Here is a 20084-nt window from a genome sequence, read left to right as displayed (position 1 = left end):
CGAGCGCACCGATGAAGCCCACCGCCGAGCAACTGCTGGCCGCCAAGGACACCACCATCCCGGACGTCTCCGGCCCCGGGCTGCGGGTGCTGTTCTGCGGCATCAACCCGGGCCTGTGGTCCGGGGCCACCGGGCACCACTTCGCCCGCCCGGGCAACCGCTTCTGGCCCGCCCTGTACCGCTCCGGCTTCACCGAGCGCCAGTACCGCCCGGACGAGCAGCGGGAGTTGCTCGCGCTCGGCCTGGGCATCACCAACGTCGCCCCGCGCACCACCGCCAAGGCGGACGAGCTGACCGCCGAGGAGCTGCGCGAGGGCGGCGCCGCGCTGCGCGAACGGGTGCTGCGGCTGCGTCCGCGCGTCCTGGCGGTGCTCGGGATCGGCGCCTACCGGACGGCCTTCGGGCAGCGCCGGGCCGCCCTCGGCCGGCAGCCGGAGCGCATCGGCGACACCGAGGTGTGGGTGCTGCCGAACCCCAGCGGCCTCAACGCCCACTACACCCTGGACGGGCTGGCCGAGGAGTTCCGCAGGCTCCGGGAGGCCGTCGACGGCCGCACCGTCGAGGACCGATCCGTCGACGGCCGCACCGACGAGGACCGAGCCGTCGAGGACGGGACGGCCGGGGACCGGCCGGCCGGGGACTGAACCGTCGCGGTCAGGCCTCCGGAGCCTGACCGGTCGAAGGCCGGGCCGCCGACAGCCCGGCCGGGAGCGGGAGTTCGCGCAGTTCGCGGATCAGCGCCCGGACGGCAGCCGTCCCGGCCAGCTCGGGCGTGGTGACGTACCCGACGGAACGGCTGGGCGGCTGCGGCCCGAGGTCGGTGACGGCGAGGCCGGCCGGGGCGCCGAGCAGCGCCGTCCGGGGCATGATCGCCATGCCGAGGCCCTGGGCGACCAGCGAGAGCGCCACCGTGTCGTCCTCCACGTCCACGGTCGCGGGCGGGATCCAGTCCTGCCGCTGCCACCAGTCCCGGGTGTACGAGCCGCAGTTCTCGTCCCAGTCGACCAGCGGGAGTTCGCGCGGCGCCGGGTGGCCCTGCGGGTGCGCCAGCGCGTACGACTCGTCGTACAGCGGCACCGCGACCAGGCCCGGGACCGGCGGCGGACCGCCCGCGTCGAGCGTCGCCAGCCCGAGGTCGGCGCGCCCGTCGGCGACCTCCCCGGCGGTGCCGCGGCCGATCTCCCGGACGATCCGGACCCGGGTACCGAGTCCGGGGTGGCGCTCGGCGAGCCGGGCCAGGACGGGCGGCAGCAACTGGGCGGCGGCGCTGCGGAAGGCGGCGATCCGCAGCGTGCCGGTCAGCGGCCCGGCCGCGGCCCCCGCGCCGCGCACCTCGGGGCCCATCGCGTCCAGCAGCCGCAGGATCCGACGGGCGTACGCCACCGCCCGCGCGCCGCCCTCGGTGGGGCGTGCGCCGTGGCGCCCGCGGTCGAAGAGCACCGAGCCGAGCTTCCGCTCGCAGGCGCGCACGGCGTGCGAGACGGCGGACTGGGTGGTACTCAGGCGTGCGGCGGCCGCCGTGAAGCTCTGCTCCTCCTCGACCGCGACCAGGATCCGCAGCTCGTGCGGGGCGAGGTGCCGGCCGGACTCCGGGCCGGGAAGCGCGGCGGGATCCGGGCCGGGACGCGGGGCGGGGCGCTGGGCGGGAGCGATCATGCGCCGAATCTAACCCGCGATCCATCGACCCCGCTCATGGATGCCGCCGTTCCATCGACCGCCGCCCTTGCCCGGCCGCTCCCGCGCTTCCTACGGTGATCACGTCCCGCCGGCCACCGCCCACCTGGAGCAGCACCCGATGTCCCGTCCCACCGCCAGCGCCGTCCACCTGGTCTCCCGCCCCGACGGCGCGCCGACCGCCGCGAACTTCGCCTTCGTCGAGGAGACAGTCCCGGCCCTCGCGGCGGGCGAGGTCCTGGTCGAGAACCTCTACCAGTCCGTCGACCCGTACATGCGCGAGGAGATGGACGAGGGCGGCTGGGCGCTGCACGCCCCGCTGGAGGGCCGCACCCTCGGCCGGGTGGTGGAGTCCCGGGCCGACGCCCTGCCGGTCGGCGCGCTGGTCCAGCACCGCCGGGCCTGGCGCACCCACTCGGTGGTCGCCGCCGAAGGAGCGAGCCTGCTGCCCGACTTCGCCGGCGTCCCGCTCAGCGCCCACCTGTCGGTGCTCGGCGGCACCGGCCTGTCCGCCTGGGTCGCCCTGACCAGGATCGCCCGGCTCCAGCCCGGCGAGACGCTCTTCGTCTCGGCGGCCGCCGGCGGCGTCGGCACCGCCGCCGGGCAGCTCGCCCGCCTGCTCGGCGCCGGACGGATCGTCGGCAGCACCGGCTCCCCCGCCAAGGCCGCCCGCCTCACCGAGCGGCTCGGCTTCGACGCCGCCTTCGACTACCACGACGGCCCGATCGCGGACCGGCTGCGCGAGGCCGCCCCCGAGGGGCTGCACGCCTACCTGGACAACGTCGGCGGCGACCACCTGGAGGCGGCGATCGGCGCCCTGCGCGAGCACGGCCGGATCGCGTGGTGCGGCGCGGTCGCCCAGTACGACCGGCTCGGAGACCCGCCGGCCGCGCCGCGCAACCTGTACGACGTGGTCGGCAAGAGCCTGCGGCTGGAGGGCTTCCTGGTCCGCAACCACCTCGACGCCCGGCCGGAGCTGTACGACTTCCTGGTCCCGCACCTGCGCTCGGGCGCCGTCGTCCCGGACGAGACCGTCGTGGACGGCTTCGACCGGGTGGTGGACGCCTTCCTCGGCATGCTGCGCGGCGCCAACACCGGCAAGATGCTGGTCCGGATCGCCGACTGACCGGCCCCGGTCCCGCCGCGCGCGCCCGCCCGACCGCACGCCCCACACAGCCCGCGCGCCCCACTCCGCGCGCCCGCCGCCCGGCTCGCCGTGCTCACCAAGGCTGGACGGGCAGGACGGCCAGGTCGAGCGCGGCGAGCCGGGCCGGGTCGGCCACCACCTCGTACCCGGCCACCCGGCCGTCCGCGACCGCCATCCTCAGCACCAGCCGCAGCCGCCCGTCCGGGGCGATCAGGATGCCGGGAAGCCCGTCCACCAGGGCCACCGCGCCGTAGCGGGCCCGGCGGCCGAAGACCGTGGTCTCCCGGGCGACGGCCCGCGCGCCCCGGGCCACCGGCGAGAGGCCGGGCCCCAGCGCCGCCGGATCGGCCCGGCGCACCACGTCCGGGGCCAGCACGGCCAGCAGGTCGGCCAGGTCCCCGCCCCGGGCGGCGGCCAGGAACGCCTCCACCACCCGCCGGTGCCCGGCCAGCGGCTCCGCGGGCAGCACGGCCGTCCCGCGGACCCGCTGCCGGGCCCGGCTGGCCAGCTTCTTGGCGGCCACCGGGGTCCGCCCGACGATCGGCGCGATCTGCTCGAAGGGCACCGCGAAGCCGTCGTGCAGCACGAAGGCGACCCGCTCGGCCGGGCCCAGCCGGTCCAGCACCACGAGGAGCGCCCGGCCCACCGACTCGATCAGCAGCGCCTCCCGCTCCGGCTCCGGGCCGCCGCCCGCAGGGTCCGGCAGCGCATCGTCGGTCGGCTCCTCACGACGCGCCGCGCGGGCCCGCAGCAGGTCCAGGCAGATCCGGGAGACCACCGTGGTCAGCCAGCCGGGCAGGTTGCCGATCTCCGCCGGATCGGTGCGGACCAGCCGCAGCCAGGCCTCCTGCACGGCATCCTCGGCCTCGCCGGTCGAACCGAGCATCCGCTGGGCGATCGCCCGCAGCCGGCCGCGCTCGGCCTCGAACCGCTCGCCTGTCGCCCCGGTGTCCCGACCCGGGGCCGTCGGTGCTCCGGCCGTCGGCGTTCCGGCCGTCGGCGTTCCGGCCGCCGGTGCTCCGGCCACCGTTCCCGGCATCGTGTCGCGGTCCATCGGTCACCTTTCCTCGGCGGCGCACGTCACCGCCATGACGATCCGTCCCCCTCCGAGGTGACCAGGAGACCCCCATGACCTCCGCCACGCTGCTCCACCTGGACTCCAGCATCAGCCCGTCCGGCTCGGTCAGCCGCGCCCTGACCGCCCGCTTCGCCGACGCCTGGCGCGCCCGGCACGGCGCCGCCGCCCGGCACCGGCACCGCGACCTCGCCGCCGACCCGGTGCCCGCGGTGGGCGCCCCTTTCGACGCCCTCGGCCGCCGCACCGAGCGCAAGGGGACACTCCCGCTGGACGACATCGGCCGCCTCGCCGAGGGGCCGGAGGAGCAGCGCGAGTGGGCGCTCAGCCGCCCGCTGATCGAGGAACTGCGGGCCGCCGACGTCCTGCTGATCGGCAGCCCGATGTACAACTACACCGTCTCGACCGGCCTCAAGGCGTGGATCGACCGGGTCACCCTCCCCGGTGTCCACCACGACCCGGAGAGCGGCGAGCCGCTGCTGCGCGACACCCGCGTGGTGGTCGTCGCGGTCCGCGGCGGCAGCTACGCGCCGGGCACGCCGCGCGCCCACTGCGACTTCCAGGTCCCGTACCTGCGGGCGTACTTCGACCGGATCGGGGTCGCGGCGGAGCACCTGCACGTGGTCACCGCGGAACTCACCAGGGCCGCGGACGTCCCGGCGCTGAACGCCCTCCAGCCGCTCGCCGTCGAGTCGCTGGCGGCGGCCGGGGCCGCCCTCGACGACCTGGCCGCGACGCTCTGAGCCCGCCGCCCACCGCTCTGAGCCCGCCCCGCCCACGGGGCGACAGGCCCTACAGCGGGGTGACGGCCTTGAGCACCACCAGCAGGGCCACGGCGGCGTTGAGCGCGCACAGCGCCGACGCCGCCGTACCGATCGCCGCGACCATCGCCGCCAGACCCGCCGGGGTCTTGGCCGGCGGCCAGTTGCGGGAGGTCGGCACCGGGCCGAGCAGGGCGGCGACCCGGCGCGGCACCGGTCCGGCCGCCGCGGCCGGGGAGGCGAAGGCCGCGAAGCCGGGGACCGGGGCGGCGTGCGACACCAGCGCCGCCCGGGCCACCGCCCGCGCGGTGATCCGGCGGTCCCCGACGGCCTGCGCCGAGTCCTCGTCCGCCCACCGCTCCGCGCTGTACGCCACCGCGTGCTGCAGCGGCCGCAGGAACGGGTTGACGCAGGCGGCGAGCTGGGTGGCCAGCAGGTACCGGTGGTGCCGGTGGCGCAGGTGCGCCCGCTCGTGGGCGAGCAGCGCCTCGCGCTCGTCGGCGGCCAGCCCGGCCAGCATCCCGGTGGAGACCACCACCCGGCCGGGCGAGCCGGGCAGGGCGTAGGCGTACGGGCTGCGGTCCGGCAGCACCGCGAGGTCGCCGGACTCCCCCGGCCCGGCGGGCAGCCCGCTCAGCGCCCGGCGGGCCCGGGTCCGCACCCGCAGGTGCCGGACGACCGTCCGGGCGCAGGCGAATCCCACCAGGGCCAGCAGCCACATCACCACGGTGCCGACCGTCTCGTGGTACGGCAGCGCGGCCCGCACCTCCGGGTCGGACCAGCTGTCCGGCAGCGGGTTGCCCGGGATCTGCGCGGTGCCCACCACACCGATCAGCCCGAGGCAGAGCACGCTGCACAGCGCCAGCACCGCGCTGATCACGGTCATCAGCCGGGCCGCCCCGCGCGGATGCAGGTGCTGCTCGGTCAGCCGCGCGATCGGGACCGCGGTGAGCGGCAGGACGAGCGGGAGGAAGACGAAGACGCCCACGGCTCAGCTCTCACGGTCGGTCGCCGCCGGATCGGCGGACGCGGCGTCCAGCAGCGTCCGGAGCAGTTCCTCGTCGTGCGGCAGCAGCGCGGTGACGAAGCTGGCCAGGACGGCGTCCCGGTCCGCCTCGCCGTCGAGCATCCGGCGCATCCGCAGCGCGGCCAGTCCGGCGGCGTCCGAGGAGGCCTGCCACAGGTAGGAACGGCCGGAGCGGGTCCGGGTCACGGCGTTCTTGGCGTGCAGCCGGGACAGGATGGTCATCACCGTGGTGTACGCCAGGTCGCCCTCCAGGCGTTCCTGGACCCATCCCGCGGCGGCCGGGCCGGGCGCCTGCTGGAGCACCGCGAGCACCTGGGCCTCCAGCTCGCCCTGGCCGCGTCGGCGGGCCGGCGCGTCCCCGGCCGCCGGGGCGTTCCTCTCGTCTGCCATGGCGGCCCACTCCCTCCGGATGCCGCGCCCGGACCGTCGGGCGCGGGATCATCCTAACGAGCGAGGGGCCGACCGGGCCGGTCGGAGCCGGGGTCGCCGGGCGTACCGCAGGCGTCCGTACGGCACCGCGCTCCGCGCACGCACGGTGCCGGGAGCGACGGTGCCCCGGCAGCGCCCGGCCACGCCGCCGCGGCGCCCGCGGGTCAGGTCCGGGCCCGCTGGGTGACGGCGATGCAGACCAGCACCACCACCGCGGTGACCGGCGCGGCCGCCGGCAGCCGCTCGCCGAGCAGCAGCACCGACCAGACCAGGGTCAGCAGCGGCTGCGCGAGCTGGAGCTGACTGGCCCTCGGCACCCCGATCCCGGCCATCCCCCGGTACCACAGCACGAACCCGCCGAGCTGCGAGACCGCCGCCGTGTACGCCAGCCCGACCAGCGCCTTCGCCCCGAGCCGGACCGGCTCGGCGCCCAGCCCGAGCGCGGCGGTCAGCAGTGTCGCGGGCAGCGCGGCCACCACCGCCCAGGCGATCACCTGGGCGCCCGGCAGCTCCCGGGAGAGCCGCCCGCCCTCGGCGTACCCGGCGGCGCAGAGCAGCAGCGCCACGAACAGGTAGAGGTCGGCGGCGGTCGGCCGGCCGTGGCTCTGCACCAGGGTGAACGCGAGGACGGCGGCGGCCCCGGCGAGCGCCGCCGCCCAGAACGCCCCGGACGGCCGGCGGCCGGTGCGCAGCGCCGCGACCGCCGCCGTGGCCAGCGGCAGCACGCCGATGACGACCGCCGAGTGGGCGGTCGAGGAGGTGCGCAGGGCGAGCGTGGTCAGCAGCGGGAAGCCGAGGACGCAGCCGCCGGAGACCACCAGCAGTGCGGGCCAGTGCCGGCGCCGGGGCAGCGGGGCGCGGACGGCCGCCAGGTAGAGCACGGCCAGCAGACCGGCCAGGGCGCCGCGCAGACCGGTCGCGGACCAGGGGCCGAAGCCGGTCAGGGACCACGCGGTGGCGGGGAAGCTGAGCGAGAAGGAGGCCACCCCGAGGGCCGCGAGGGCGGTGCCGGAGGCGGGGGCCGTTCGAGGTGCTACCGCCCCGGGGCGGGTAGCGCTATCTTGTGCCGTCATGAACGAGCGTAGCAGTGTGGCCGAACTCGCCGACACCCTGCGGCGGGAGGTCGAGCGCTATCCGGAGGGACGGAAGCTGCCCTCCAGCCGGGCGCTGGTGGAGCGCCATCAGGTCAGCCCGGTGACGGTCTCCCGGGCCATCGCGGTGCTCGTGGCCGAGGGGCTGGTGGTCTCCCGGCCGGGCTCCGGGGTGTTCCGGGCGGCGGCGTTCGCCGCGGCCCCGGCCGTCCCCGCCGCGCCGTCCGGCCGGACCGGCGACCTCTCCTGGCAGCAGATCGCGCTCAGCGCCGACTCCGGCCCGCGCGACCTGCTCGCCGCCCCGGTGTTCGCCACCCTCCGGGTGCCCCCGCCGGACGTCATCGACCTCAACAGCGGCTACCCGCACGCCTCGCTGCTGCCCGAGCGGCTGCTCGCCGCCGCCCTCGCCCGGGCCGGCCGGCGGCCGGGCGCCTGGAACCGCCCGCCCACCGACGGCCTCACCGAGCTGCGCGGCTGGTTCGCCCGCGACATCGGCGGCCACGGCGGACCGGTCGGCGCCGGGGACGTCCTGGTCACCTCCGGCGGACAGAGCGGGCTGACCGTCGCCATGCGGGCGCTCGCCGCGCCCGGCGCGCCGGTGCTGGTGGAGTCGCCGACGTACTCGGGCATCCTGGCGGTCGTCCGGGCGGCCGGGCTGCGGCCCGTCCCCGTCCCCGTGGACTCCGACGGCGTGCGCACCGACCTGCTGGCGGACGCCTTCGAGACCACCCGGGCGCGGGTCTTCGTCTGCCAGCCGCTGTTCCAGAACCCCACCGGCGCGGTGCTGTCGCCCGGGCGGCGGGCGGAGGTGCTGCGGATCGCCCGGGCGGCCGGGGCCTTCGTGGTCGAGGACGACTTCGCCCGGCTGCTGGTCCACGCGGACGCCCCCGCGCTGCCGCGCCCGCTCGCCGCCGACGACCGGGACGGGGTCGTGGTCCACCTGCGCTCGCTGACCAAGGCGGCCTCCCCCAACCTGCGGGTCGGCGCCCTCACCGCGCGCGGCCCGGCGCTGGCCCGGCTGCGGGCCACCCAGGTGGTGGACAGCTTCTTCGTGCCCCGGCCGCTCCAGGAGGCCACCCTGGAACTGGTCGCCGACCCGGCCTGGGCCCGCCACCTGCGCGCCCTCGGCGCGGAACTGCGCGACCGCCGCACCGCCGCCGTCGCCGCCCTGCACCGCGAACTGCCCGGCGTCCTCGGCGCCCACCGCCCCGGCGGCTACCACCTGTGGCTGCGCCTCCCGGACGGCGTCGACGACACCGCCCTCGCCGCGGCCGCCCTGCGCGCCGGCGTCCAGCTCTCCCCCGGCCGCCCCTACCACCCCGCCGAGCCCCCGGCCCCGCACCTGCGCCTCAGCTACGCGGCGGCCGAGAGCGCCGCCCAGGTCGCCGAGGGCGTCCACCGCCTGCGCCTGGCGTTCGAGGAGGCGGCGGGCTGACGCCCCGGGGTGTCTGCCCGGCTCCGGCCGCGCGGACGCCTTAGCGGCCGCCCGCCATCCGCTCCAGGCGGGCGATGCGCTCGGCCATCGGCGGGTGGGTGGAGAAGAGCCTGGCGCCGGCCTCGCCGGGCCGGAACGGGCTGGCGATCATCATGTGGCTCGCCGTCTGGAGCTGCGGCTCGGGCGGCAGGGGCAGCTGACGGGTGCCGGCGTCGAGCTTCCGCAGGGCACCGGCGAGGGCCAGCGGGTCGCCGGTGATCCGGGCGCCGTCGGCGTCGGCCTGGTACTCGCGGGAGCGGCTGACCGCCAGCTGGATCAGCCCGGCCGCCAGCGGGCCGAGGATCATGATCGCGAGCATTCCGAACAGCCCGGGGCCGTCGTCGTCCTCGTCGCGCCCGAACGGGATCAGCCAGGCGAAGTTCACCAGGAACATCACCACCGAGGCGAGCGCCCCGGCCACCGAGGAGATCAGGATGTCCCGGTTGTAGACGTGGCTCAGCTCGTGCCCGAGCACGCCCCGCAGCTCGCGCTCGTCCAGGATCCGCAGGATGCCCTCGGTGCAGCAGACCGCCGCGTTGCGCGGGTTGCGGCCGGTGGCGAAGGCGTTGGGGGCCGGGGTCGGGGAGATGTAGAGGCGGGGCATCGGCTGGCGGGCCGAGGTGGAGAGCTCGCGGACGATCCGGTACAGCCCGGGTGCCTCGAACTCGCTGACCGGCCGGGCCCGCATGGCCCGCAGCGCGATCCTGTCGCTGTTCCAGTAGGCGTAGGCGTTGGTGCCGAGGGCGACCAGCAGGGCGATCACGAAGCCGGTGCGTCCGAAGAGTCCGCCGATCACCAGGATCAGCGCCGAGAGGCCCCCGAGCAGGACGGCGGTCCTCAGTCCGTTGTGCCGGCTGTGCACGTCAGGCCCTCCAGTGGTGCGGTGGGGAAGCCCTTTCTGCCTCGTCCCTCTTGCCCGGTCAACGGGTGGGGCCGGGGACCTTGTTCCCTTGTGACCGACGCGACACCGACGGGGAACCGGCAGCGGGACCGACGCGGAACCGCCGGGCCGGACCCCGGGCCCGGCCCGCCCCGGCCCGGGCCCGAGGCGCCCGGGCTCAGAACAGCGAGCCGCCCGCGACCTGGAGGACCAGCTGCGGCGCCACCGAGAGGACCACGGCCGCCGAGGCGGTGAGCCCCAGCGTCGCGGTGAGGCTCGCGGGCAGGCGGTGCCCGGTGGCGGCCTCCCCGAGGGGCTCCTCGCCCGCCGGGGCGAACAGCCGGGCCGTCCACAGCAGGTAGTAGTACAGGGCGACGACCACGTTGACGGCCATCACCACGGCGAGCCAGCCGAGCCCGGCGTCGACCGCCGCGCGGAACACCACGACCTTGCCGAACAGGCCGACCACGCCCGGCGGCAGCCCGGCCAGGCAGAGCAGGAAGAAGGCGAGCGCCAGCGCCGTCCAGCGGTTGCGGGCGAACAGGCCGCGGAACTCGTCCACGCTGGTCCCGGCCCGGCGGCCGACGGCGGCGACCACCCCGAAGGCGCCGAGGTTCACCACGCCGTAGATCAGCGCGTACGCGGCGGTGGCGCCGAGCGGGTCCACGCCGTCGGGCGCGTAGCCGGCCGCGGCGAGCGGCACCAGCAGGTACCCGGCCTGGCCGACCGAGGACCAGGCGAGCAGCCGCACCGCGCTGTACCGGGTGTCGAAGCGCTGCCGCAGCGCGCCGACGTTGCCGACGGTCATGGTGACGGCGGCCAGGACGGCGAGCACCAGGCCCCAGGTGTGGGCGTACGGGCGGAAGGCGACGGTGGTGGCGAGCGCGAGCCCGGACAGGCCGGCCGCCTTGCCGACCACCGAGAGGTAGCCCGCCACCGGCAGCGGCGCGCCGGTGTAGGTGTCGGGCACCCAGAAGTGGAACGGGACGGCGGCGACCTTGAAGGCGAAGCCGACCAGGGTCAGCACCGCGCCGGCCTCGGCCAGCGGCCTGAGCTGGCCGGGGGCGTGCTCCAGGCCCTGGGCGACGGCGCCGAGGTGCAGGCTGCCGCTCGCCGCGTAGACGAAGCCGACGCCGAGCAGCATCACGGCGGTCGCGGTCACCGAGGAGACGAAGAACTTGAACGCGGCCTCCGCGCCCCGGCCGTCCCGGCGCAGCGCGACCAGGGCGAAGGCGGGCAGCGAGGCGACCTCCAGGGCGATCACCATGGTGGCGAGGTCGCGGGAGGCCGGCAGCAGGGCGGCGCCGGTGGCGCTGGAGAGCAGCAGGAACCAGTACTCGCCGCGCGGCAGCTTCTCGCTCTCCACGGTGTGCGCCGACAGCAGCGCCGCGATCAGCGCGCCGCCGAGGGCGAGCAGTTGGAACACCAGGGCGAAGTGGTCGGCGACGTACGAGCAGCCGCCCGCGGCGGGCCCGCTGATGGAGGGAGTGTCAGACCCCCCTGCTACGTTCTGCGCACAGAAGGTCGCCCGGGGTGATCCGCCGGTGAGGGGAAGGAGTGCGATGAGGGCGAGGGCGAGTCCGGCCGCGGTGAGGCGGCCGAGCCACTTCTTGTGCCGCTCGGGCAGGAAGAGGTCCGTGAGCAGCACCACGAGGGCGGCCACGGCGGCGATCAGCGGGGGCGCGATCGCCACCCAGTCCACGGACTGGATCAGGCTGCCCGGGTTGGCTACGGCGAGGGAGGTCACAGTGTGCTGCCCCGTGGAGTGAGGTCCGAGTGCGGCGGTCTGGGCTGCGAGCACGGTCAGCCACCCCCGAGGAGGTGCTTGACGGCGGGGTCGGAGAGGCCGAGAAGCAGCGCGGGCCAGAGGCCGGCGAGCAGGGTGAGCGCGGCTAGCGGCGTCCAGCTGACGGCCTCGTACGGGCGCAGGTCGGTGAGCTCGGCCACCGGTGCGGGCTGCGTGGGGTCCCCCATGCAGACGCGCCTGACCACGATCAGGAGGTACGCGGCGGTGAGGAGGGTGCCGAGGCCGGCCAGGACCATGTAGGTGACGAACGCGGGGCGCGACAGGCCGTCGGCCGGGTCGAACGCGCCGAACATGGCGAGCAGCTCGCCCCAGAAGCCGGCCAGCCCGGGCAGGCCGAGGCTGGCGACGGCGGCGAAGGCGAGCAGCACGCCGAGCCGCGGGGCCCGGCCGTACAGGGCGGCGCCGGTGGCGCCGGAGAGCGTGTCGAGGTCGGCCGTGCCGTAGCGGTCCTTGAGCGCGCCGACGACGAAGAACAGCAGACCGGTGATCAGACCGTGGGCGATGTTGGCGAACAGCGCGCCGTTGACGCCCACCGGGGTGAGGGAGGCGATGCCGAGCAGCACGAAGCCCATGTGGCCGACGGAGGAGTAGGCGATCAGGCGCTTGAGGTCGCCCTTGGCGCCGGGGCGGGCCAGCGCCAGGCAGGCCAGTGAGCCGTAGACGATGCCGACGGCCGCGAAGGCGCCCAGGTAGGGCGCCAGGGTGGCGGCGCCGTCCGGCACGACCGGGAGGAGGACGCGGACCAGGCCGTAGGTACCCATCTTCAGCAGCACGCCGGCGAGCAGCACCGAGCCCACCGTCGGGGCGGCGGTGTGGGCGTCGGGGAGCCAGCTGTGCAGCGGCCAGGCGGGGGCCTTGACCGCGAGCCCGACCAGGATCGCCAGCGCGGCGATCACCTGGGTGGTGTGGCTCAGGCCGCCGCCGTGCGCGGTGGCCAGGGCCTGCATGTCGAAGGTGCCGGCCTTGCTGCCGATCAGCAGGAAGCCGAGCAGCATCACGGCCGAGCCGAGCAGCGTGTAGAGGATGAACCGGCTGGCGGCCGGCACCTTGGCGCCGCTGCCCCAGCGGGCGATCAGGAAGTACATCGGGATCAGCACGATCTCGAAGGCCACGAAGAAGAGCAGGAGGTCCAGCACCGCGAAGGTGGCGAGCATGCCGACTTCGAGCAGGAGGAACAGCCCGACGAAGGCCTGCGCGGAGGGCACGTCCGCCCCGTCCGGCAGCCGCTTCTCCGAGTACAGCGCGCAGAGGAAGGTGAGCAGCGCGGTCAGCACGACCAGCGGCAGCGAGACGCCGTCCACCCCGAGGTGGAGGCGCACGTCCAGGGCCGGGATCCAGGACACGTCGGTGGTGGCCTGCATCCGGGCGGGCTCGTCGTGGTCGAAGCCGGCCGCGAGGGCGACGGCGAGCAGGAACACCGCACCGGTGACGACGGTGTTCAGCCGCAGTGCCCGCCGGCCGGCCACGGCCCGGTCCGGCCCGAACACCGGCGCCAGGGTGAGCGCGGCGCCGAACAGCGGAAGCACCAGGAGGGCGATGAGGACTGCGTTCATCGGGGGCTCCCAGCAGCGGTCGAGAGGACGGAGGTGGAGGACAGCAGCACCGGCTACACCGCCACCAGGACGGCCAGCAGGACGACGACGGCCAGCAGGGCGCTGAGGTACGTCTGGGCGTTTCCGGTCTGCGCCAGCCGGACGGCCCGGCCGAGCAGGTCGGCGCCCGCTCCGCTGCCGCGCACGTAGGTCTCGACGACCTCGCGGTCGAGGAAGCGGACCAGCTTGGCGGCGGCGGCCACCGGGCGGACGAACAGCGCGTGGTACAGCCGGTCGACGCCGAAGCCGTGCCGGGCCGGGCCGAACAGCGGGCCGAGCAGGGTGCGCCCGGGGTCGGCGACGATCACCTCGGCGGCCGGGCTCCCGGCCTGCCCGGGCACCCGGCCCGGGCCGGCCGGGTCCGGACGGCCGGTGCCGAGCCGGGCGGTCGCCGAGCGCCAGGCGCCGTACGCGGCGAGCACGCCGACCACGGCGAGCCCGGTCCCGGTGACGGCGGTGACGGCGGAGGGCCGCAGCGAGCCGCCGTCCAGCAGCGCGGGCAGCCAGTCCGAGCGCAGGCCAGCGACGCCGAAGCCCATGGTCGGCACGGCCAGCACCCACAGCGGCCAGCGCATCGCGGGCGGCTCGGCGGCGGTCGGGTCGGCCTCGTCGAGCTCGGGCGAGTACGGCGCCCCGGCCTCGTGGTCGGCCACGACGGTGCCCCGGTCGGCGGCGGGCAGCACCTTGGGTGCGGCCGCGGCGGCACCGGCCGGGCTGTGGAAGGCCAGCAGGAAGAGCCGGGTCGCGTACGCGGCGGTGAGCAGCGCGGTCAGCCCGGCGGAGATCAGCACGATCCACCCGGCCGCCTGCGGCACCGCCGAGGACGGGCCGAGCCCGTTGGTCAGCGCCTCGCCGTTGGCGGCGTGCTCGGCGGCGGTCAGCACCGCCTCCTTGCTGAAGAAGCCGGCGAACGGCGGCAGCCCGACCAGGGCGACCAGGGCGATGCCCATCGTCCAGTAGGCGTCCGGCACCCGCCGGCTCAGCCCCGGGATGCGGGACATCGCGGAGATCGAGTTGGTGTGGGCGGCGTGGATCACCACACCGGCGGCCAGGAACAGCAGCGCCTTGAACGCGCCGTGGCTGACCAGGTGGAAGACCGAGGCCTCGCGGTCCCCGCTCGCCAGCGCTCCGGCCATGTAGCCGAGCTGGCCGACGGTGGAGTAGGCGAGCACCCGCTTGAGGTCGTCCTGGGCGAGCGCGCAGAGCGCCGAGCCGATCATCGTCACGGCGGCCATCACCGCGAGCACGACCAGCGCCGCGCCCGACAGCAGGAACACCGGCAGCAGCCGGGCGACCAGGTAGATGCCGGCCGCGACCATGGTGGCGGCGTGGATCAGCGCGGAGACCGGGGTCGGGCCGGCCATCGCGTCCGGGAGCCAGGTGTGCAGCGGGAACTGCGCGCTCTTGCCGGCCACGCCGGCGAGCAGCAGCAGCGCGGTCAGCGTCGGGTGCCCGAGCCGGCCGTCGGTCGCGGCCGCCAGCACGTCCGGGACGCGGAAGCTGCCGGCGTCCGCGCCGAGCAGGAAGATCCCGAACAGGAACGGCACGTCACCGAGCTTGGTGACCAGGAAGGCCTTCAGCGAGGCCGAGCGGGCGTCCGCGGTCTCCCAGTGGTGGCCGATCAGGAAGTACGAGCACAGGCCCATCACCTCCCAGCCGACCAGCAGCACGATCAGGTCGCCCGAGTAGACCACCAGGAACATCGCCGCGGTGAACAGCGAGACCAGCGCCGCGTACGAGGGGTAGCGCGGGTCCTCCTTGAGGTACGCCGTCGAGTAGACCTGGACGCAGGTGGCGACCAGGCCGACCAGCACCGAGATCAGCGAGCTGAAGCCGTCCAGGTGGAGGGCGAGCGCGATGTCCGGGCCGCCGGTCGGGGTGAGCCGGGTGGCGGCGTCCAGGGTCTGGCCGGTGCCCAGCTGGAGGGCGACCACCAGGGCGAGCACCGCCGAGACGGCCACCGGGACGATCGCCAGCGGCCGGGCCAGTCCGGGCGCCTTCCTCCCGACGGCCAGGGTCGCGGCGGCGCCGAGCGCGGGCAGCGTCGGGACGAGTACGGGCAGGGCGAGGTTCATGCGGTGGCCCAGCCCTTCAGTGCCCCGGCTCCGGCCGGCGCCTCGGCGTCGACCGGCGGCTCCTCCACGGCGAGCGCCTCGGCCGGGTCGCCGAGCGCGGTGGCCCGGTCGATGTCCGCGGTGCCCCGGGCCCGGAACAGCAGCAGGACGATGGCGAGCCCCAGGCCGATCTCGGCGGCGGCGACGGTGATGGTGAACAGGGTGAGCGCCTGCCCGGCGTGCAGCGAGTCCCGCAGCCAGGCGTCGAAGGCGACCAGGTTGAGGTTGACGGCGTTGAGCATCAGCTCGACGGACATCAGCACCAGGACGGCGTTGCGCCGGGCGAGCACGCCGTACACGCCGACGCTGAACAGCAGCGCGGCGAGGACGGCGGGGTAGGCGAGGTGCATCAGCTCTCCTCCGTCACGGGCTCGGAAGGCGCGGTCGGCTCGGACCCGGTCGTGGACGACGCGGGCGCGGTCGGCTCGGGTGCCGGCGCCCCGGACGGCCCGGGCGCGGACGCGGCGACCGTCCCGTTGGAGCCGACCGGCCGCCCGGCGCGCAGCCTGCCCGCCCGGGGCGCCGGCACCCGCCGCCTGGAGCCGCGCGACAGCACGATCGCGCCGACCAGCGCCGCCAGCAGCAGCACCGACAGCGCCTCGAAGGGCAGCACCCAGTGCCGGAACAGGCTGGCCCCGGTGACGGCGGCCGAGCCGCCGCCCTGCCCGAGGTCGATCCAGGAGGTCCGGAAGGCGTCGACCACCAGCGTGACCAGCGTCCCGGCCGAGGCCAGCGCCACGACCAGGGCCACCCAGCGGTTCTTGGAGTCGGCGTCCGGCGAGCGCCCGATCGGCGCCTTGGTGAGCATCAGCCCGAACAGCACCAGGACGACCACCGAGCCGAGGTAGATCAGCACCTGCACCCAGGCGATGAACTCGGCCGTGAGCAGCAGGAACTCCACCGCCAGCCCGCCGAGCGCGACCACCAGCCAGAGCGCCGCGTGCACCAGCTGCCGGGTGGTCACGGAGACCACGGCCGAGCCGAGCACGGCGATGCCGACCAGCAGGAAGACGATCTCCTGCCCGGTCGGGGAGAGGAACGAACGGGCGGCCGGCTCCAACGAACCGGTCGCCGCGAGAAGCGTGGCTGCGGAACTCATGCGTCGTCGCCCTTCTCCTCGACGGCAGCGGTCTCGACGGCAGCGGCCTCGGCGGCAGCGGCCTCGGCGGCGGCGGTCTCAGCGGCGGCAGCGGCCTCGGCAGCAGCCGCCGCGGCGGCCACCAGCTTGTCCGCCGCCTTGCGCGCGGTGGCGATCTCCTTGGGCTCCTCGGCCGCCGGGTCCAGCGCCGGCGGCGCCGGGACGGTCCACATCCACTCGCGGAGCTTCTCCCGCTCGTGGGTCAGCTCGTGGATGTCGGTCTCCGCGTACTCGAACTCCGGCGACCAGAACAGCGCGTCGAAGGGGCAGACCTCGATGCAGATCCCGCAGTACATGCAGAGCGAGAAGTCGATGGCGAACCGGTCCAGCACGTTGCGGGTGCGGGCCCGGGCGTTCGGCTCGGCGGCCGGCAGCGTCTCCTTGTGGGAGTCGATGTAGATGCACCAGTCCGGGCACTCGCGCGCGCAGAGCATGCACACCGTGCAGTTCTCCTCCAGCAGCGCGATGACGCCGCGCGAACGCGGCGGCAGCACCGGCTGCACGTCGGGGTACTGCGCGGTGACGCTCTTCCTCGTCATCGTCCGCAGCGTCACCGCCAGGCCCTTGGCCAGGCCGGCACCGGGGAAACTCATGCGCCCACCTCGCTGCGCTCGGCGGGGGCGTTCGCCCGTACCCGCCTGACGATGATCCGCTCGCTTCGCCCGCTCATGAGATCGCCACCTTGATGATGCCGGTGAGGGCCAGCTGGACCAGCGCGAGCGGGATCAGCACCGCCCACGCGAAGCGCATCAGCTGGTCCTCGCGCAGCCGCGGGTAGGTGACCCGCAGCCAGATGACCACGAAGGCCAGCGCGAAGGTCTTGAGGATCGTCCAGAGCCAGCCGAGCTGGTCCGGCAGCGGTCCGTGCCAGCCGCCCAGGAAGAGCACCGCGGTCAGCGCGGACACCACCAGGATGCCCACGTACTCGGACAGCAGGAACAGGGCGAACCGCAGACCGGTGTACTCGGTGTACGCGCCGAAGATGATCTCGGAGTCGGCGATCGGCATGTCGAACGGCGGGCGCTGGAGCTCCGCCAGACCGGCCGTGAAGAAGACGAACGCGCCGATGATCTGCCAGGGCAGCCAGTACCACTCCCAGGCGTCCACGATCCCGGGCAGCGACAGGGTGCCGGCGGCCATCGCCACCGAGGCCGCCGCCAGCACCATCGGCAGCTCGTACGACATCAGCTGCGCGGCCGTGCGCAAGCCGCCGAGCAGGGAGAACTTGTTCGCGGAGGCCCAGCCGGCCATCAGCTTGCCGATCACGCCGACGCCCATCACGGCCAGCACGAAGAACAGGCCGGCGTCGACCGCCTGGCCGACGAAGCCGTTCGGGCCGACCGGGATCGCCAGCAGCACGAAGAGGTACGGCAGCAGCGAGACGACGGGCGCCAGCTGGAAGATCCGGCGGTCCGCCCCGGCCGGGACGATGTCCTCCTTCTGCGCGAACTTCACGCCGTCCGCGACGAGCTGCGCCCAGCCGTGGAAGCCGCCCGCGTACATCGGGCCGAGCCGGCCCTGCATGTGCGCCATGACCTTGTGCTCGGTCTGGCCGATGACCAGCGGGAAGACCAGGAAGACGACGAGGGTGGCGACGCAGCGCAGCACCGTGTCGAGCAGGTTCACGCGCCGTCTCCGTCCTGGTCGGCCGGTCCGGCCGAGGTCTCGTCCTTCTGCTCGCCCGGCTGCGGCTCGCCCGGGCGGCCGTCCGACGGCTCCTCGTCGTGGGCGGGCACCGGGTTGTGCCAGGGCGCGTCGGAGGAGCGGGGCGCGTCGGCGGGCCGGGGCCGTACGGGGGCCGCGGGCTCGGCCGGCGGCTCTCCGGCCGCCTGGCCGGCCGTCTGGCCGGCCGTCTGGCCGGCCGAGCCCTCGGACACCGACCGGGTCCGCCGCGGCCGGTCCGCCCGCACCGGCGGGGCACCCTCGACCGCGGGAGCGGCCGGGGCGGCGGGCGCCTCGGCACCCGCCTGGCTCGCCGAGCCCTCGGACACCGACCGGGTCCGCCGCGGCCGGTCCGCCCGCACCGGAGCACCGCCCTCGCCAGCGGCAGCCGCACCGGCGGCCGCTGCCGCCCGGGGCGTCCGCGCCGCCGCACCCGCCGCCCGCGCACCGCGCGCGGGCCGCTCGGCGACCGGCGGCAGGGTGCCCTTGAGCGGCCCCCACTCGTTCGGGTCCGGCACACCGGCCGGCTGCATCTTGCGCCGGGCCGGCCCGCCGCCGTGGTCGGACTCGCCCGGCTCCTTGGCGCCCGGCCAGTCCTTGGCGACCCGGGCCGCGAGCACGAACTCCTTGCGCAGCGGGTGCCCCTCGAAGCCGTCCGGCAGCAGCAGGGTGGCCAGGTAGGGGTGCCCGGGGAAGTCGATGCCGAACATCTCGTGGGTCTCGCGCTCGTGCCAGGCGGCCCCCGCGTACACCGGGACGGCGGTCGGCAGCGCGGCCCCGTCGCGCGGCACGCGGGTGCGCAGCGCGAGGTGCCGCACGCCCGGCGCCTCGACCGCGGCCAGGTGGGCGACCACGGAGAAGCCCTCGGCGAGTTCGTCGACGGCGCTCAGCCAGTCGAAGAAGCCCAGGCCCAGGACGTCCCGGGCGTTGGTGAGCGCCTCGGTCCAGTGCTCGGCCGGCACGTCGACGGTGATCAGCCCGTACGCCTCGGCGCCGGTCGCCCACTCCCCGACCGACGCCGCGTACTGCTCGGCGGACGTCACGAGGCCCCTCCCTCGGTCCGGGCGCCGTTCGACGGCCCGGCCACCAGCGGGCGGCGCAGGGCCGACGCGGGCGCGGTGTAGCGGTCCGGCAGGGACTCGGCGGCGATCTTCTCCTGGAGCTTGAGGATGCCCTGGAGCAGCGCCTCCGGCCGCGGCGGGCAGCCGGGCACGTAGACGTCCACCGGGATGATCTGGTCCACGCCCTTGGTGACCGAGTACGAGTCCCAGTACGGGCCGCCCGAGTTGGAGCAGGCGCCGAAGGAGATGACGTACTTCGGCTCGGGCATCTGCTCGTAGAGGCGCTTCACGGCGGGCGCCATCTTGTCGGTGACCGTCCCGGAGACGATCATCAGATCAGCCTGACGGGGGCCGGGCGCGAACGGGATCACACCCATCCGGATGAAGTCGTGCTTGGCCATGGACGCGGCGATGAACTCGATCGCGCAGCAGGCCAGGCCGAAGTTGAAGCACCAGAGGCTGTAGCGGCGGCCCCAGTTGAGCACCACCTTGACCGGGTCCGGCGCGAGCCGGGCCAGCGGGCCGATGCCGCGGCGCTCGACGGCGCCGGGGCGCGCCGGGTCCGGCAGGCCGAGCGGGACGGGGCCGCCTTGGGCACCGCCGTGCGAGTGGGAGTGCGTCACGTCCATTCCAGAACGCCCTTCTTCCAGGCGTAGAGCAACCCGACCGCGAGGAAGCCGATGAACAGGAACATCTCGATCAGCGTTCCGGCGCCGTACCCGGCGGAGGCGAAGACGGTCGCCCAGGGGAACAGGTAGATCGCGTCGACCGCGAAGATCACGTACAGGAAGGCGTACACGTAGTAGCGGATCTGGGTGTGCGCCCAGTCCTCGCCCACCGGGTCCACCCCGCACTCGTAGGCGAGGAGTTTCTCGGGCGAGTACACCACGGGCCGCAGCAGCCGGTTGGCGGTGAACGCCACGGCGACGAAGAGCACCCCGACGACGGCCAGCAGGCCCATCGCGGCGTACGCGTCGAAGTAGCCGCTGCCGACCGCCGGGTCGGCCGCGGCCACCGCCGCGCGCTTCCCCTCCATGCCTTCGCCTCCACCTCGGCCGTGAACCCACCCTCAGGACAGTTCTACGACGTTTACTCTCACAGGCCTAACGCTGGCCAAAGCGTGAGTCTAAGGGGACCGCTCCGCTCCGCCCG

General features: G+C 75.5%; 20 protein-coding genes. 4 read left to right on the top strand and 16 right to left on the bottom strand.

From position 1 onward, the window contains the following. The first annotated feature begins 11 nt into the window (after positions 1-11). On the top strand, positions 12-644 hold the full coding sequence (gene mug, locus ACIQI7_RS23565) for a G/U mismatch-specific DNA glycosylase (RefSeq protein WP_401113250.1): 633 nt from the start codon (positions 12-14) through the stop codon (positions 642-644). A gap of 10 nt (positions 645-654) precedes the next feature. Here mug and ACIQI7_RS23560 read toward each other — a convergent pair whose 3' ends face one another. After that, entirely contained in the window at positions 655-1656 is a 1002-nt protein-coding gene (locus tag ACIQI7_RS23560) for a LysR family transcriptional regulator (protein ID WP_401113069.1), read from the bottom strand. Positions 1657-1795: 139 nt separating this feature from the next. Between ACIQI7_RS23560 and ACIQI7_RS23555 the strand changes: the two genes are divergently transcribed. Continuing rightward, positions 1796-2800 carry an NADP-dependent oxidoreductase gene (locus ACIQI7_RS23555; protein WP_401113067.1) on the top strand — a complete coding sequence of 335 codons (1005 nt, stop codon included), beginning with the start codon at positions 1796-1798 and terminating at the stop codon, positions 2798-2800. 94 nt (positions 2801-2894) lie between these two features. Here the strand turns inward: ACIQI7_RS23555 and ACIQI7_RS23550 are convergent, their stop codons facing one another. Then, on the bottom strand, positions 2895-3875 hold the full coding sequence (locus ACIQI7_RS23550) for a sigma-70 family RNA polymerase sigma factor (RefSeq protein ID WP_401113065.1): 981 nt from the start codon (positions 3873-3875) through the stop codon (positions 2895-2897). Between the two features lie 74 nt (positions 3876-3949). Here ACIQI7_RS23550 and ACIQI7_RS23545 point away from each other — a divergent pair, with 74 nt between their 5' ends. Then, entirely contained in the window at positions 3950-4639 is a 690-nt protein-coding gene (locus tag ACIQI7_RS23545; RefSeq protein ID WP_401113064.1) for an FMN-dependent NADH-azoreductase, read from the top strand. A gap of 49 nt (positions 4640-4688) precedes the next feature. Here ACIQI7_RS23545 and ACIQI7_RS23540 read toward each other — a convergent pair whose 3' ends face one another. The 3 genes from ACIQI7_RS23540 to ACIQI7_RS23530 all read right to left on the bottom strand — a co-directional run bounded on the left by ACIQI7_RS23540 (position 4689) and on the right by ACIQI7_RS23530 (position 7186). Beyond that, positions 4689-5645 (bottom strand): M48 family metalloprotease, encoded by a 957-nt coding sequence (locus ACIQI7_RS23540; RefSeq protein ID WP_387753125.1) that lies wholly within the window; start codon positions 5643-5645, stop codon positions 4689-4691. A gap of 3 nt (positions 5646-5648) precedes the next feature. Further along, positions 5649-6074: a BlaI/MecI/CopY family transcriptional regulator gene (locus tag ACIQI7_RS23535; RefSeq protein ID WP_387753122.1), complete on the bottom strand. Its 426-nt coding sequence runs from the start codon at positions 6072-6074 to the stop codon at positions 5649-5651. Positions 6075-6277: 203 nt separating this feature from the next. After that, on the bottom strand, positions 6278-7186 hold the full coding sequence (locus tag ACIQI7_RS23530; protein WP_401113061.1) for a DMT family transporter: 909 nt from the start codon (positions 7184-7186) through the stop codon (positions 6278-6280). Between ACIQI7_RS23530 and ACIQI7_RS23525 the strand changes: the two genes are divergently transcribed. Continuing rightward, positions 7185-8639, top strand: a complete 1455-nt coding sequence (locus tag ACIQI7_RS23525) for a PLP-dependent aminotransferase family protein (protein ID WP_401113059.1) — start codon at positions 7185-7187, stop codon at positions 8637-8639. The two genes, ACIQI7_RS23530 and ACIQI7_RS23525, sit on opposite strands and share 2 nt — an antisense overlap. Positions 8640-8679: 40 nt before the next feature. Here the strand turns inward: ACIQI7_RS23525 and htpX are convergent, their stop codons facing one another. The 11 genes from htpX to ACIQI7_RS23470 all read right to left on the bottom strand — a co-directional run bounded on the left by htpX (position 8680) and on the right by ACIQI7_RS23470 (position 19968). After that, positions 8680-9540 carry a zinc metalloprotease HtpX gene (gene htpX / locus ACIQI7_RS23520; protein ID WP_401113057.1) on the bottom strand — a complete coding sequence of 287 codons (861 nt, stop codon included), beginning with the start codon at positions 9538-9540 and terminating at the stop codon, positions 8680-8682. 196 nt (positions 9541-9736) lie between these two features. Next, positions 9737-11305, bottom strand: coding sequence for an NADH-quinone oxidoreductase subunit N (locus ACIQI7_RS23515; RefSeq protein WP_401113056.1), 1569 nt, complete (start codon positions 11303-11305; stop codon positions 9737-9739). 56 nt (positions 11306-11361) lie between these two features. Beyond that, positions 11362-12918: a NuoM family protein gene (locus ACIQI7_RS23510; RefSeq protein WP_401113054.1), complete on the bottom strand. Its 1557-nt coding sequence runs from the start codon at positions 12916-12918 to the stop codon at positions 11362-11364. Between the two features lie 53 nt (positions 12919-12971). Further along, the gene (locus ACIQI7_RS23505; RefSeq protein ID WP_401113053.1) at positions 12972-15032 is read right to left on the bottom strand and encodes an NADH-quinone oxidoreductase subunit L; all 2061 of its coding nucleotides are present in this window, start codon (positions 15030-15032) and stop codon (positions 12972-12974) included. Beyond that, complete coding sequence (gene nuoK / locus ACIQI7_RS23500; protein WP_401113051.1) at positions 15029-15421, bottom strand: NADH-quinone oxidoreductase subunit NuoK; 393 nt, start codon at positions 15419-15421, stop codon at positions 15029-15031. The genes ACIQI7_RS23505 and nuoK overlap by 4 nt, the downstream gene beginning before the upstream one ends. Then, complete coding sequence (locus ACIQI7_RS23495) at positions 15421-16170, bottom strand: NADH-quinone oxidoreductase subunit J (protein ID WP_401113049.1); 750 nt, start codon at positions 16168-16170, stop codon at positions 15421-15423. The genes nuoK and ACIQI7_RS23495 overlap by 1 nt, the downstream gene beginning before the upstream one ends. After that, on the bottom strand, positions 16167-16802 hold the full coding sequence (locus ACIQI7_RS23490) for a NuoI/complex I 23 kDa subunit family protein (RefSeq protein ID WP_401113047.1): 636 nt from the start codon (positions 16800-16802) through the stop codon (positions 16167-16169). The genes ACIQI7_RS23495 and ACIQI7_RS23490 overlap by 4 nt, the downstream gene beginning before the upstream one ends. Before the next feature lie 73 nt (positions 16803-16875). Next, complete coding sequence (nuoH, locus tag ACIQI7_RS23485) at positions 16876-17835, bottom strand: NADH-quinone oxidoreductase subunit NuoH (RefSeq protein ID WP_401113046.1); 960 nt, start codon at positions 17833-17835, stop codon at positions 16876-16878. Continuing rightward, on the bottom strand, positions 17832-18914 hold the full coding sequence (locus ACIQI7_RS23480) for an NADH-quinone oxidoreductase subunit C (protein WP_401113044.1): 1083 nt from the start codon (positions 18912-18914) through the stop codon (positions 17832-17834). Before ACIQI7_RS23480 ends, nuoH begins: the two co-directional genes overlap by 4 nt. Then, on the bottom strand, positions 18911-19561 hold the full coding sequence (locus ACIQI7_RS23475; protein ID WP_401113043.1) for an NADH-quinone oxidoreductase subunit B: 651 nt from the start codon (positions 19559-19561) through the stop codon (positions 18911-18913). The genes ACIQI7_RS23480 and ACIQI7_RS23475 overlap by 4 nt, the downstream gene beginning before the upstream one ends. Next, positions 19552-19968, bottom strand: a complete 417-nt coding sequence (locus ACIQI7_RS23470) for an NADH-quinone oxidoreductase subunit A (RefSeq protein WP_355267027.1) — start codon at positions 19966-19968, stop codon at positions 19552-19554. The genes ACIQI7_RS23475 and ACIQI7_RS23470 overlap by 10 nt, the downstream gene beginning before the upstream one ends. Between the last annotated feature and the right edge of the window lie 116 nt (positions 19969-20084).

It is taken from the genome of Kitasatospora sp. NPDC092039 (assembly GCF_044756065.1).
Taxonomy (GTDB): domain Bacteria; phylum Actinomycetota; class Actinomycetes; order Streptomycetales; family Streptomycetaceae; genus Kitasatospora.
The sequence above is the reverse complement of the archived record's forward strand: the minus strand, read 5'-3'. Positions and strand labels throughout refer to the sequence as shown.